The organism is Azospirillum sp. TSH100, from assembly GCF_004923295.1.
Classification (GTDB): domain Bacteria; phylum Pseudomonadota; class Alphaproteobacteria; order Azospirillales; family Azospirillaceae; genus Azospirillum.
In genome coordinates, this window is the sequence record NZ_CP039634.1 from 745,666 (window position 1) to 758,125 (window position 12,460).

General features: G+C 68.5%; 13 protein-coding genes. 8 read left to right on the top strand and 5 right to left on the bottom strand.

Going from position 1 to position 12,460, the window contains the following annotated elements:
* Nucleotides 1–74 precede the first annotated feature (74 nt).
* Both E6C72_RS03535 and E6C72_RS03540 read left to right on the top strand, forming a co-directional pair.
* Nucleotides 75–1,736, top strand: coding sequence for a methyl-accepting chemotaxis protein (locus E6C72_RS03535; protein ID WP_247882075.1), 1,662 nt, complete (start codon nt 75–77; stop codon nt 1,734–1,736).
* 194 nt (nt 1,737–1,930) lie between these two features.
* Entirely contained in the window at nt 1,931–2,398 is a 468-nt protein-coding gene (locus E6C72_RS03540; RefSeq protein ID WP_109444000.1) for a Dps family protein, read from the top strand.
* Between the two features lie 96 nt (nt 2,399–2,494).
* Here E6C72_RS03540 and E6C72_RS03545 read toward each other — a convergent pair whose 3' ends face one another.
* The 3 genes from E6C72_RS03545 to E6C72_RS31670 form a co-directional block, all read right to left on the bottom strand.
* Nucleotides 2,495–4,165: a sensor histidine kinase gene (locus tag E6C72_RS03545; RefSeq protein WP_109444006.1), complete on the bottom strand. Its 1,671-nt coding sequence runs from the start codon at nt 4,163–4,165 to the stop codon at nt 2,495–2,497.
* Nucleotides 4,166–4,408: 243 nt separating this feature from the next.
* Nucleotides 4,409–4,627: a hypothetical protein gene (locus E6C72_RS03550; RefSeq protein WP_136700649.1), complete on the bottom strand. Its 219-nt coding sequence runs from the start codon at nt 4,625–4,627 to the stop codon at nt 4,409–4,411.
* A 178-nt stretch (nt 4,628–4,805) separates the two neighbouring features.
* Nucleotides 4,806–4,976: a hypothetical protein gene (locus E6C72_RS31670; RefSeq protein ID WP_158280234.1), complete on the bottom strand. Its 171-nt coding sequence runs from the start codon at nt 4,974–4,976 to the stop codon at nt 4,806–4,808.
* Nucleotides 4,977–5,505: 529 nt separating this feature from the next.
* On the opposite strand from E6C72_RS31670, the gene E6C72_RS03555 reads away from it, so the two are divergent.
* Nucleotides 5,506–5,757 carry a hypothetical protein gene (locus tag E6C72_RS03555; protein WP_109444002.1) on the top strand — a complete coding sequence of 84 codons (252 nt, stop codon included), beginning with the start codon at nt 5,506–5,508 and terminating at the stop codon, nt 5,755–5,757.
* 41 nt (nt 5,758–5,798) lie between these two features.
* Here E6C72_RS03555 and E6C72_RS03560 read toward each other — a convergent pair whose 3' ends face one another.
* Together E6C72_RS03560 and E6C72_RS03565 are read right to left on the bottom strand one after the other, a co-directional pair.
* Nucleotides 5,799–6,599: a hypothetical protein gene (locus tag E6C72_RS03560; RefSeq protein ID WP_109444003.1), complete on the bottom strand. Its 801-nt coding sequence runs from the start codon at nt 6,597–6,599 to the stop codon at nt 5,799–5,801.
* 36 nt (nt 6,600–6,635) lie between these two features.
* On the bottom strand, nt 6,636–7,778 hold the full coding sequence (locus tag E6C72_RS03565) for a Do family serine endopeptidase (RefSeq protein WP_109444004.1): 1,143 nt from the start codon (nt 7,776–7,778) through the stop codon (nt 6,636–6,638).
* A gap of 246 nt (nt 7,779–8,024) precedes the next feature.
* Here E6C72_RS03565 and E6C72_RS03570 point away from each other — a divergent pair, with 246 nt between their 5' ends.
* From E6C72_RS03570 to E6C72_RS03590, 5 genes are all read left to right on the top strand, one after another.
* Nucleotides 8,025–9,008: a hypothetical protein gene (locus tag E6C72_RS03570; protein WP_247882076.1), complete on the top strand. Its 984-nt coding sequence runs from the start codon at nt 8,025–8,027 to the stop codon at nt 9,006–9,008.
* Nucleotides 9,009–9,014: 6 nt separating this feature from the next.
* Nucleotides 9,015–10,289: a pentapeptide repeat-containing protein gene (locus E6C72_RS03575; RefSeq protein WP_109443449.1), complete on the top strand. Its 1,275-nt coding sequence runs from the start codon at nt 9,015–9,017 to the stop codon at nt 10,287–10,289.
* A 267-nt stretch (nt 10,290–10,556) separates the two neighbouring features.
* Complete coding sequence (gene ihfB / locus E6C72_RS03580; protein WP_085090428.1) at nt 10,557–10,838, top strand: integration host factor subunit beta; 282 nt, start codon at nt 10,557–10,559, stop codon at nt 10,836–10,838.
* Nucleotides 10,839–10,887: 49 nt separating this feature from the next.
* Nucleotides 10,888–11,283: a lipopolysaccharide assembly protein LapA domain-containing protein gene (locus E6C72_RS03585; protein ID WP_109443450.1), complete on the top strand. Its 396-nt coding sequence runs from the start codon at nt 10,888–10,890 to the stop codon at nt 11,281–11,283.
* Nucleotides 11,284–11,399: 116 nt separating this feature from the next.
* Nucleotides 11,400–12,359: an ornithine cyclodeaminase family protein gene (locus tag E6C72_RS03590; RefSeq protein WP_109443451.1), complete on the top strand. Its 960-nt coding sequence runs from the start codon at nt 11,400–11,402 to the stop codon at nt 12,357–12,359.
* Nucleotides 12,360–12,460: the final 101 nt, after the last annotated feature.

Genomic DNA, 12,460 nt, shown 5'->3' on the forward strand with positions numbered 1-12,460 from the left:
GGGCGGAGCTGTTGGGGGTGAGCATGAGCGGCGGTGTCTTTGCGCGTCTGTCCGGTCTGCCTGTGGCAGGCCGTGTGTTCGCAGCACCCCTGATGGGGATTGTCCTGACGGTGGCGGCACTGGTGCTGGCCGACCGCCAGTCGGAACAGGCCCTGGGTGCCGTGAACGCCATCCACGGCGAAGCGGCGGAACGGCTGGGCCGCATCGACCGGCTGGTCGCCATCGCCTATGTCATCCACAGCGACGTGTCCCGCCATCTGGCATTGTCGGGCTCCGGCATCGAGGAGGCGAAGCTCCAGGCGATGCGCGACGCCATCGCCGCCAACCTGGGCAAGGCACGCACCGCCATCGCGGAATTGCGCGCCATGCCGTTGGCCGAAGCGGAGCGGGCGATGCTGGACGAGGTGTCGGTGCGGATCGGCGCCTATGCCAAGGCGGTCGACGAGATGAACCAGATGGCGGCGATCGACCGCCTGATCGGCATCCCGATGATGGCCCACACCGACGACCAGTTCGCTGCCCTGACCGCGAAGGTGATGGAGACGCAGGCGGCCATCGGCCGTTCCACCGCCGCCGCCACCCAGGCCACCCGCGATGCCGCCGCCTCGGCGCGCCGCGATTTCGCGCTGGTGATGGCCGGACTGCTGCTGGCGATGATGGCGGCAGGGCTGCTGCTCGCCCGCTCGATCACCCGGCCGCTGCAAAGGCTGTCGAGCAACACGGCCGATCTGGCCGCCGGAAAGCTCGACACGGTGGTCGAGGGCGGCTGGATGCGCAACGAGATCGGCGCAATGGCCCGCGCGCTGGAGGTGTTCCAGACGAACGCCCGTGAGGTGGAGCGGCTGACCGCCGACCAGCAGCGCCAGAAGGCGGAGGCCGAGGCGGAGAAGCGCCGCGCCATCCAGGAACTGGCCGACCTGTTCGAGGCCCGCGTGGCCGAAGTGGTGCAGTTGGTCGGCTCCGGCGCCCATCAGGTCCGCAGCAACGCCGCCGGCATGCTGGAACGGGCCAACAGCGCCAACCGGCAGGCCGCCACCGTCGCCGCCGCCAGCGCCCAGGCCGGCGCCAGCGTCCAGACCGCCGCCGCCGCGACGGAAGAGATGTCGGCCTCGATCGCCGAGATCGGCGATCAGGTCCGCCGGTCCTTCGACATGGTGCGCGGCGCCGTGCGGGCGGTGGAGGAGACCAACGCCCATGTCGTCGGCCTCTCCGACGCCGCCCACCGCATCGGCGAGATCGTCGGGCTGATCAACTCCATCGCCGCCCAGACCAACCTGCTGGCGCTCAACGCCACCATCGAGGCGGCCCGCGCCGGCGAGGCGGGCAAGGGCTTCGCCGTGGTGGCGAGCGAGGTGAAGAACCTCGCGACCCAGACCGCCAAGGCGACCGAGGAGATCGGCACCCAGATCGCCACCATGCAGGAGGTGACCGGGGCCGCCGTCACCGCGATCAAGGGGGTCGGCGAGACGGTGGTCGGCATCGACGAAATCGTCGGCTCCATCGCCGGCGCGATGGAACAGCAGGCCGCCGCCACCCAGGAGATCACCCGCAACGTGCAGGAGGCCGCCGCCGGCACCTCCGAGGTCTCGCAGACCATCGCCACAGTGTCGACCAGCGCCGGCGAGACCGGCACCGCCGCCGGCGAGGTGCTGCGCGCCGCGGAACTGCTGGACGGTCAGGCGGTGACGCTGAACCGCGAGGTGACCCACTTCATCGGCCGGCTGCGGGCGGGCTGAAGGGGGCGGGCTGACGGGGCATATGCCGGAGCCGCATCGCTCACCTGCGAAATCCGGCCGCGAAGTTTGGTCGCATCGTACTTGAAACGACCCGCCTGCGCCCAAGCTGTTGTGCCGGGACCGCGGGGCGCCGGCTGCTGACGGCGGCGCCAGTGCCGGGGTATGATGCTGGACCCAACAAGAAGGATCGAAGTATGAAGATCGACATCGGGATCTCGGACGCAGACCGCAAATCCATCGCCGAAGGGCTGAACAAGGTTCTGGCCGACACCTTCGCGCTCTACATCAAGACCCATTCGTTCCACTGGAACGTCACCGGTCCGATGTTCAACACGCTCCACACGATGTTCATGACCCAGTACACGGAGCTGTGGACCGCGCTGGACGAGATCGCCGAGCGCATCCGCGCTCTGGGTTATCCGGCGCCGGGCAGCTTCTCGCAGTTCGCGCAGTTGGCCTCCATCAAGGAAGAGGCGGGCGTGCCGAAGGCGAACGACATGATCCGCCAGCTGGTCGAAGGCCACGAGGCTGCCGCCCGCACCATCCGCAGCGTCTTCCCGCTGGCCGAGAAGGGCAGCGACGAGCCGACCGCCGACCTGCTGACCCAACGTCTGCAAATCCACGACAAGACCGCCTGGATGCTGCGCAGCATGCTGGAGTAGCCGCGGCGCCGCTCTCGCAGCGGTTCGGTCAAAGCGTCAGGGCCTCCCCGTCCGGCAGGATGGGGAGGCCCATTTCATGTGCAGCCCGCACCTCCCTTACGCCGCGGTCTTGGCGTGCTGGCGCACCGGCAGGTTGGGGATGGTCAGGGTGAAGATGGTGCCGCCGTCGCGCTCGATCTTCAGCGTGGCACCGGCTTGGTGCGACAGCGCCTGCACCAGATTGAGGCCCAGGCCGCTGCTGGCGCCGCCGCGCACAGGACGCTTGTGCTGGCTCGGCATGCCGGCGGGCAGACCGACGCCGTCGTCACGCACGACCAGCCGCATGCCGTTCTCCTCACGCTCCAGCAGCACGCGCACGGTGCCGGGATGGCCATGTGGAAAGGCGTGCAGCAGCGCGTTGGACACCAGTTCGCTGGTGGCGATTGCCAGGGGCGTGGCGCGGTCGGCATCGACGATCCAGTCCTGTGCCTCCAGTTCCAGCCGGGCGGCGGTCGGGTTGTCGGAGCGGACCAGCCCGTCGCACATCTGGCGCAGCGCGTCGGCGAAGTTGATGTGCGCCGGCTCGGTCGAGCGATGGAGAAGTTCGTGCAGCAGGCTCATGGTCTGGATGCGGCGCAGGCTTTCGTCGAAGCCACGACGCGCCCGCTCATCGATCCGGGCGGCTTGCAGGCGCAGCAGGCTGCAAATGACCTGAAGGTTGTTCTTCACCCGGTGCTGAACCTCCTTCAGCAGCACCTCCTTGTCGGTTACCGCGGCTTCCAGCTGGGCGTTGGCACGCTCCAACTGGGCAGTGCGCTGGTGGACATGCTCCTCCAGCGTGTCGTAGGCGTGTTGCAGGGCATCCTCGGCCTCACGCTCGCGCCGGGCACGCTGGATGGCGAGCGCGCCGATCACCGCGACGGTGGCGCAGGCCGCGGCGGCAAAGGCGGCATAGATCCACAGCCGCTCGCTCCAGCGCCGCAGCACGCTGCCGGTGGCGATGGTCACCATGGCCGACAGGCCGGTGTCGCCGACCGGGCGGGTCACGGTGATGTCGTCGGCATGGCTGCCGACCTCGTCCCCGGCAGTCCCACCTATGGTGCCGCCGCCCTCCGGCTCGCGCAGCAGCGGCGTGCCGTCCGGCTGAAGGATGGAGATGCTGTGGCCATAGCCGACGTCGAGCGAGCGGTAGACGTCGCGGAAGGCCCGCGCGTCGAGACCGGCCGTCGCCCAGCCGCGTGGTCTGGCACCGGCGGAACCACCCGGCAGCGGCTGCGCCAGGAACACCACCGCGCGCCCACCCATCCGACCGCCCATCCGGCCGCTGCCGATGGTCATGCCGTCCGGCCTCAACGCCGGCAGGGCTGCGCCGGGTAGGGCGTCCGGCAGCGTCGACAGGCGCAGGGCGCTGGCGGCGTCACGGATCTCCAGCCCGACCACATGGGGGGCGCTGGCCGCCAGCAGGCCCATACGGTCGCGGGTCGCCGCGTCGTCGGGCAGCGGCGTGCCGGGCGGACCGGCCAGCGTCGCCGTCTGGGTCAGCAGCAGGTCGCCCGACTCGATCAGCCGGGCGGCATGTTCGGCCGCCAGCAGCCCGATGTTGCCGGCGACGCCGGTCGCCTGCTGGACCGCCTCGTTGCGGTCACGCCAGGCAAAGACGGCCGACAGCCCGATGGTCAGCAGAACCGCGGCGGTGCAGGCAATCAGGACCAGCGCCGAACCGGGCAGCCGGTAGAGCGGTGAGGATTGGGAACGCAGCGCGCGCAACGGCATCGTGTCGGAAACCATATCGGGATGCGGCCACTTCATGCTTAGCCGGAAACGGTAACACCGTCCGGCGGGTACGGTTCCGCCGAACGCTACCCGTGATGAAGCAGCGGCGGCCACGGCCTATTGCGAGGTGCCGAAAAAGGCATCCCGCCTTGGTAAGGACAGGGCAGGACTCCGGCAGCGATGGGGAGGATGGTTTTATGCGGATCGACGGTGCGGCCTACGCGCCATCCCGCCCCGGCCTATGCCCGCGTGCCACCGTCAGGGGCGACGGTCGGATAGCAGGCGCCGCAGCAACGGCCATCCCAGCTGGTGCGTGCCGTCTTCGGCATTCTTGGCATCAAGCCATTGATCGGCCAATTCACGAACCTGCCAGTCGCCAAGAAAGCGGTCGCAGTCTATGGCGGTATAGAGTCGCACCCGCTCTTTTCCGAGCCTTTCGAAATAGGCAAGCGTTCTTTGGCGGTCGATGTCTTCCATAGGCCCCAATGAAGCGGAGATTGCGGAACAGCCGTTTCTGACGTCCACCGATGCTCCGGATATTGGAAGAAGCCCACCGCCTGCGCAACTGTCCGTTCGTCGCGATTCCATCCCCCGGAAGGAGAGTCCGCCATCTCCCGTCGTGGTCGGCCACCGGCGGTTGACCGATGCCGGCCGGCTATCGATGGCCTGGGTCGAGTCGGCCGGTGTGGACGACGATGTCCGACAGCGGGATGCCGGCCTCTGCCGCCGCCTGTTCCAGCGACCTGCGGTCCGGCCAGCAGAGCCGCCCTCCAACCTCCTGCAGCACGCCCCGGCACCGGATGACCCACAGGCCGGTGAAAGCCATTTCAATGACCCGCCCCATCGGCGGAGAGGAGGATTGACGGGATGGGTCACCCCAGTCTGATGTTGTGTCGTCAAACGCCATCTCTGATTTTCCTTGTGCCGGGCTTTCTTCACGACCCGTCGCCAAACCCAGGCCAGGAGACGATCTTTGCCCAACAAACACACAATGCTTTGAACCCGAAGCTTTTCTCCTAACCAAGTCATCGGGGTTTTTCATCGACAAAGTTGAGTCCATTTGTAAACGCCGGTACACAATTTAAGTGGTCTTACCAAAATTTTGGTAACCATAGTTACAGAAGGGAAATGTCGGAAATTGATGTGATGTCGTCTTGGCCACGCCTTCGTCTGATCTCCAAAACCCTTCTGACAGGAAAGAGGCAACCCAAACCGATCAGGTGGTACCGATACCTCGAAATGGTCACAGCAAGCTGCCGCGCCACTCACCAAACATAAGCTTGGCCACCTCGTCCCGCCTGACCGCAGGCTGGTGGTCGGCTTATCGACGTGCCTATGCTTGAAGGAAGAGACCGATGAAGACCACGATGCGGACATTCACCACCGGGACGATGGCGCTGCTGATCGGCGCGACGCTGCTCGGCGGCTGTTCGAACCTGAACCATCGCGAGAACCGCGCGCTGACCGGCGGCGCTATCGGTGCAGCCGGCGGTGCGGCCATCGGTGCCGTCACCGGCGGCAGTGCGATCTATGGCGGATTGCTGGGCGGGGCCGCCGGTGCGGCGGTCGGCGCGCTGACGGCGGACGAGGGCAAGCACCGTCACTGAACGGGCAAAGGGGGGCGGTGCCGGCCACCGCCTTCCCTCGCTTACTCCTCCTCGTCGTCCTCGAACTGGTCGAGGCTTAGCGAACGGACCTCGGTGCTGGGGTTCGGTGCCGGCGGGGCGGACGGCGGCATGGCGGCCGGCCGGGCCGTGGCCAAATGGGCGGCGGCCGGGTGGGCGGCGGCCGTGCGGGTAGCGGTCCGGCCCGGCGGCAGATGGGCGTTGGGGCCCTTCAGCGGGCTGTTCAGCGTGCCGCGCGGGCCGATGCTGGGTTCGTCACCGAAATCGGGCAGCGGCGGGATGCGGTCCATCACCCGGCGGATCAGGGCGGCGATGCGGTCGGCCTCGCTGCGCAGGGCCTGTCCGCGCTCCCCCTCATAGAGCGGGTCATCAAGGAACTTGCGGATCTCCAGGACGCCGCGCAGTTCCACCCCGCACATCTCATGGGTGCCGATCGGCAGCGCCTTGACCCGGGCGAAGCTGGAGAAGAAGGCGGCGCTGCCCTCGACGAACTGGACCACCATGCGGGCGTGCAGACGCTCCAGCGCAGTGGTCATGGGGTCGATCAGATCCTCCATCTCGTCCGGTGCCGCATCCAGCCGTTCCTGGGTCAGGGCGGCCAGCGCGAAGAAATCGCGCACCCGACGGCTGAAGCGGCGGTAGCGGGCCAGCCCGCCGACCGACACCCGCTCGCGCGCCGTCTGGGCCAGCTCCGCCGACTGCTTCAGCATGGCGTCGAGCCGCATCAGCAGCGTCGCGATCTCGCGCTGGCGCTGGGCCGCGCTGCGGCCGGGCGTGGGCGCCGGCGGAGCGGCCGGACGGCGGGGAGGGGTGGAACGCATCATGCCGGTACGGGGTGGCTCCTCACGGGTGGGCTTGCATCAGCGCTGGGTGCGGACGGTAACCGACTTTTGCCCGCCCTCGCGCACCACCGTCAACTGCACCGGCGTGCCGACGCGCAGAAGACCGATCCGGTTGCGGAAGTCGGTGGCGCTGCGGATGGGCCGTCCATCGACCGCGACCACCACGTCGCCGCTGCGCAGTCCGCCGCTGTCGGCCGGCGATCCGCGCTCGATCTTGGCGATCAGCGCGCCTTCATCGCCCTTCAGGCTCAGACTTTCCGCGAGGTCGGGCGTCAGATCCTGGATGGCGACGCCCAGCCGGCCGCGCCGCACCTCGCCATATTCGCGCAGCTGTTCCATCACCGACCGTACGATGCTGACCGGGACGGCGAATCCGATTCCGACCGAGCCGCCGGCCGGGCCGATGATGGCAGTGTTGATGCCGATCAGCTCACCCTGGAAATTGACCAGCGCGCCGCCGGAATTGCCGGGATTGATCGAGGCATCGGTCTGGATGAAGTCCTCGTACCCCTCGATCTTCAGACCGCTGCGGCCGAGTGCCGAGACGATGCCGGAGGTCACCGTCTGCCCCAGGCCGAAGGGGTTGCCGATGGCGACGACGAAATCGCCGACCTTGGCGCGGTCCGAGTCGCCGATCGTCAGCGCGGTCAGACCCTCGGCCTTGATCTGCAACAGCGCGATGTCGGTGGCGGCGTCGCGGCCGATCAGCTTGGCGCGCAGGCGGCGGCGGTCCTTCAGGGTGACCGCGATCTCCTGCGCGTTCTCCACCACATGGTTGTTGGTGACGACATAGCCGTTGCGGGCATCGACGATCACCCCCGAGCCGGCACTGACCTGCGGCTTGGACTGCGGCATCTGGTCCGGCAGGTTGAAGAAGCGGCGGAAGAACGGGTCGCGCAGCAGCGGATTTTCCGCCTGAGGCGCCTGGCTCAGCACCGAGATGTTGACGACGGCCGGCGTCACCTGCTCCAGCATCGGGGCGATCGTGCCACCGCCGACCGCACCCAAGGGAAGTGCCGCTTCCGCCGGCGAGGCGCCGAATCCGATGGCGGAGCCGGCCCGGCCCAGCGCCGAGTCGGCCGGTGCCACCAGCGCGCCGCCGGCCAGCGCCGCCATCCCGACCGCCGCCGCAAACACCACCGGGCGCACCGCCATCTTCATTGCCTGTTCCTTTCCTGCTGGGAATTTCTTGTGGGGATTGTCTTCGACCGGGCTGATTTGGGACAAGACCGAATGTGGTTCAAGCCCGCCAGCCGCCTGGGTCCCCCCGATGCCTCCCGCCGGCGCCTCCCGCCGGCTTCGGCCCGTCGGGATCGAGGATAACGCTGACCCGGCGGAAACTCCCGGTAAAGAAATTCGATGCTATAGGACAAGGTCGACGCAGCACCACGGGCTTGCCATGAAGGCATGTCCGTCGAGAACGGGTTGAGCGCAATGAGCGGCGGGTCACTGCTCGAACTGACCGAGCAAGAGTATCTGCAGATGGAGGAGGCCCTGTCGCAGACCGCGCGGGGCCGGGCCTTCCTGCGCATGCGCGACCGGCGCAGCCGCGTCGTCGCCTCGGACGAGTTCCACCGGCTGGTCGACAAGCTGGAAACCCAGGTCGACCGGCTGAGCGGCACCTCGCCCAGCGCCTTCACCGCCTTCGCTCCCGGCGAGGATCCGCGCATCCAGCAGGAGCTGACCGCCATCACCCAGGTGGTGCGCGAGGCGCGCAGCGACATCGCCGCCCTGAAGGCGACCGATACCGGATCGAACCGGATCGAGGCGGCGACCGGCGAGCTGGACGAGATCGTCGCCGCAACCGAACGCGCCACCACCGACATTCTGAACGCGACGGAGAAGATCCAGGAAATCACCATGTCGATCCCGCGCGACGACGCCGATCTGGCCGAACGGATCGACGCGATCGAGGCGTGGTGCATCGAGGTCATGACCGCCTGTTCCTTCCAGGACATCACCGGCCAGCGCACCACCAAGGTCGTCAACACGCTGCGCTACATCGAAGAGCGCGTGAACACGATGATCGAGATCTGGGGTGTCGAGCGGCTGGCCGTTGCCGATTCCCAGCAGAACACGTCGGGCGAGGTGTCCTCGCACCGCAAGCTGGGCGACACCCGGCCGGACGCGCATCTGCTGAACGGGCCGCAGCTGGGCGGGCCGGAGGTCAGCCAGGACGCCATCGACGCGCTGTTCGACAGCGTGCCGGGCGTGGCGGAACGGGCGGAACCGTTGCCGACCGACGTGGCCCCCTCCCCTCCTCCACCCCCGCCGCCTCCCCCTCCCCCCGTCGCGAAGCCGGCCCCCCCGCCGCCCCCACCGCCTGCCGATCCGGGCGGCGATGGAGGCGGTGCGATCTCCCAGGCCGACATCGACGCCCTGTTCGCGTGACCGGCCATGGCGCAAGACGGCAAATCCCGCATCCGCCTGACCCAGGACCAGCTCGACCGCGTGTGCGAGCGCCATGTCCGATTCGCTGAAGGGCGTCCGAACGGCGCCCGCGCCAACCTGCCCTTCTTCGACCTGTCCGGCCTGTCGCTGGCCGGCCGCAACCTGACAGGCGCCCATCTGGCCGGCGCCATCCTCCGTGACGCCGATCTGCGCGGCACCGTGCTGGACCATGCCGACCTCTATGGTGCCGATCTGCGCGGGGCCGACCTGTCGGAGGCGCGGCTGTTCCGCACCGACATGCGCGGCGCCAATGTTCGCGGCGCCAAGCTCGACGGCGCCACCATGGTGGAGGTCGACCTGCGCGACGGCAGCATGGTCAACCGCAACAGCGCCGGCGAACTGAAGGTGGTGGGATTCGATCCCGGCCCGGCCGACATGGCGTCGGCCCGGCTGACCAACGCCGACATGGCGCGGGCCAAGCTGTCCGGCAGCTTCGCGCGGGCGGCGGACTTCACGAACACCCGGCTGGCCGGCGCCCGGCTGGACCGCACCGATCTGCGCGACGCCAATTTCTCCGGCGCCGATCTGCGTGGGGCGGACCTCAACGGGTCCGATCTGCGCGGCGCCATCCTGGAGGGGGCAAGCCTGGACGAGGCCGGTCTGGAACTGGCGATCCGCACCGACGAGCAGGCTCACGTCGCCCGTCAGGTGGCATCCCAGCCTCCTGCCCCCGATCCGGAGCCCGAGGAGGAGACCGCCGCCGAGCTGCCGGCCCTGCCGGTGGAGCAGTTGGACAGCATGCTGCGCCAGCACATGATCTGGCTTGGCACCAGCGGCAAGCAGGGCTGCCAGCTCGACCTCACCGGGCTGAACCTGGAAGGGGCGGATCTGACGGGCAAGATCCTGACCCTGGCCAAGGGCAGCGGCGCCCGTCTGCGCCATGCCCGGCTGAACGGAGCCCAGCTGCAGGCCGCCCAGTTCGACGGCGCCGACCTGCGCTCCGCCGATCTCAGCCGCGCCGACCTGCGCGGGGTGAAGCTGGACCGCGCCATCCTGATCGACAGCCGGCTGGACGGCGCCAACCTGGGAATGCTGCTGGTCAGTGCCGGAGCCAAGGTGATGCGCGCGTCGCTGGTGCGGGCGCGGCTGGCCGGCGCCTCGCTGAGCCAGACCAACCTGAAGGGCAGCGACCTGACCCTGGCCGACCTGACCGGCTGCGACCGCTCGTCGGCCGTCCTGGAAGGCGCCATCCTGGAAGGGACCCGGCTGAGCGGAGCCTGAGCCGCGGCCGGACTTTCTTTCGCGAAGCCGTTGATTGCTTTCAAATTTCCGTCATGAACCATGCCGGAGATTGCCGCCCGCGCATTTGGCCGGAGCCTGGTCATTGGTGGCAGAACGCCTTCCACCGTCCGGAAAAACGATTGTGCCGTAACGGTTTAGCACCGCGGGTGGGGCTTGACGCCTTATGCTGCCGGTGGCACGCTGCTGTCCAAGCGCGGCGCGGTCCGACCATAAGCGCCCGCATCGAATGGGGGAACGTCAACGATCATGACCAAGTCGGAACTGATCCAACGGCTGGCGGAGCGGAACCCGCACCTCTACCAGCGCGACATCGAGAAGATCGTCGGCACCATCTTCGACGAGATCACCGAGGCGCTGGCGCGTGGCGACCGGGTGGAGTTGCGAGGCTTCGGCGCCTTCTCCATCAAGAAGCGGGACGCGCGAACGGGTCGCAACCCCCGGACCGGAGAATCGGTTGACGTCGGCGAGAAATGCATCCCTTTCTTCAAGACCGGCAAGCAGCTTCGCGAGCGTCTGAACACGGAGTGAGCGCCGGCCCGGCCATTCTCTCCGCCGCATCACTCAAGGAACCTTCGCCTTGCGCCATCTTTCCTGGATCGTTACCATTCCCGTGGCCCTCGTCGCGATCCTCTTCGCGATCTCCAACCGCGGTGTCGTGACCCTGTCGCTGTGGCCGCTGCCCTTCACGCTCGAAACCCCGGTGTATCTGGCCACTCTGATCGCGCTGGTGGTGGGCTTCATGGCCGGCGGCTTCGTCGTCTGGAACAGCCAGCGCCGCCACCGCCGCCGCGCCCGCCGCGAAGGCAACCGCGTGCTGTTTCTGGAGCGTGAACTGAAGGAAGCGCAGGCCCGCGCCGCCGCCGCCGAAAAGCGTCTGGCCGAAAGTACCCGTCCGGTTTCCGGCCCGGCCGGCACGCTGCCCGGTTCCACCCTGCCGGTCCCGGCCCAGGGCGCCGCTCCGACCGTTCACTGAGCGTCGCCGGTCAGAGTCCTAAGTTCCAAGGTCACCAGCAGTCAGTGTCATCCATCCACGGGTTTCGCCCTTTCCACCGGGGCGGAACGGGATGCAGGCCGGCGGGAGGGGGTTCCATGCGCACCGTCAGCGGCGCCGAGCTTCGATCCGTTCTGCACCACCGCATGCTGGTCGAACGCCTGCGGCAGAGCTTCCGCGCCGGCGTGGAAACTCCGCCGGCCCACCGCCATCGGGTCGAAACCTATGGCACCAGCGACGCCGCGCTGCTGCTTGCCCCCGCCTGGCAGGTCAATCAGGCGCTTGGGGTGCGCATCGACACCGTTTTTCCCGACAATGCCGGCAGCGACCTGCCGCAGAGCCAGGGCGTCTATCTGCTGATCGACGGCAAGACCGGCGTGCCGCAGGTGCTGATGGACTCGTCCGCCACGCTCGGCCGGCGCAGCGGTGCCGCATCCTCCGCTCTCGCCGCCTCCTATCTGGCGCGGCCGGATGCCGAGCGGATGCTGGTGGTCGGCACCGGTCCGCTGGCGCTGGAACTGGTGGAGGCCCACACCGCCGTGCGGCCGCTCCGCCATGTGCTGGTCTGGGGCCGCGATCCCCAGAAGGCGCGCAAGCTGGCCGCCCGCTTCCACCGGCCGAAATTCCGCATCGAGGCGACCGCCGACCTGGAGGGAGCGGTGCGCGGTGCCGACATCATCGTCTGCGCCACCGCGGCGCGCGACCCGCTGATCCGCGGCGACTGGCTGCAACCGGGTCAGCATCTGGATCTGCTGGGCGGCGTGACGCCGGAGATGCGCGAGGCCGATGACGAGTGCGTCCGCCGCGCCCGCGTCTTCGTCGACAGTCGCGACCGCACCCAGGTCGAGGCCGGAGACATCGCCCAGCCGGTTGCCGCCGGCGTTCTGACTCCCGACGACATCGCCGGCGACCTGTTCGAACTCGGTCGCGGCGAACGGGCCGGCCGGCGCTTCTATGACCAGATCACCCTGTTCAAGTCGGTCGGAACCGCGCTCGCCGATCTGTGCGCCGCCCGGCTGGCGACGGAGATGGTTCTGCACAACGACTCGATCCGCTGACCTGTCACGTCCGGTCCAGGCGCGGTTCAAGCGTGGCCTTGAGCATCCGAAAGATGAGGTTACGGGCAGTCCTGCCTGCGCTACTATTCCAGGATTGTTCC

Coding starts and splice junctions, on each gene's coding strand:
- E6C72_RS03540 (WP_109444000.1), top strand. CDS start 1,931: ATGAAGATCGACATCGGGATCTCGGACGCAGACCGCAAATCCATCGCC.
- E6C72_RS03545 (WP_109444006.1), bottom strand. CDS start 4,165: ATGGTTTCCGACACGATGCCGTTGCGCGCGCTGCGTTCCCAATCCTCA.
- E6C72_RS03550 (WP_136700649.1), bottom strand. CDS start 4,627: ATGGAAGACATCGACCGCCAAAGAACGCTTGCCTATTTCGAAAGGCTC.
- E6C72_RS31670 (WP_158280234.1), bottom strand. CDS start 4,976: ATGGCTTTCACCGGCCTGTGGGTCATCCGGTGCCGGGGCGTGCTGCAG.
- E6C72_RS03555 (WP_109444002.1), top strand. CDS start 5,506: ATGAAGACCACGATGCGGACATTCACCACCGGGACGATGGCGCTGCTG.
- E6C72_RS03560 (WP_109444003.1), bottom strand. CDS start 6,599: ATGATGCGTTCCACCCCTCCCCGCCGTCCGGCCGCTCCGCCGGCGCCC.
- E6C72_RS03565 (WP_109444004.1), bottom strand. CDS start 7,778: ATGAAGATGGCGGTGCGCCCGGTGGTGTTTGCGGCGGCGGTCGGGATG.
- E6C72_RS03570 (WP_247882076.1), top strand. CDS start 8,025: ATGTCCGTCGAGAACGGGTTGAGCGCAATGAGCGGCGGGTCACTGCTC.
- E6C72_RS03575 (WP_109443449.1), top strand. CDS start 9,015: ATGGCGCAAGACGGCAAATCCCGCATCCGCCTGACCCAGGACCAGCTC.
- ihfB (WP_085090428.1), top strand. CDS start 10,557: ATGACCAAGTCGGAACTGATCCAACGGCTGGCGGAGCGGAACCCGCAC.
- E6C72_RS03590 (WP_109443451.1), top strand. CDS start 11,400: ATGCGCACCGTCAGCGGCGCCGAGCTTCGATCCGTTCTGCACCACCGC.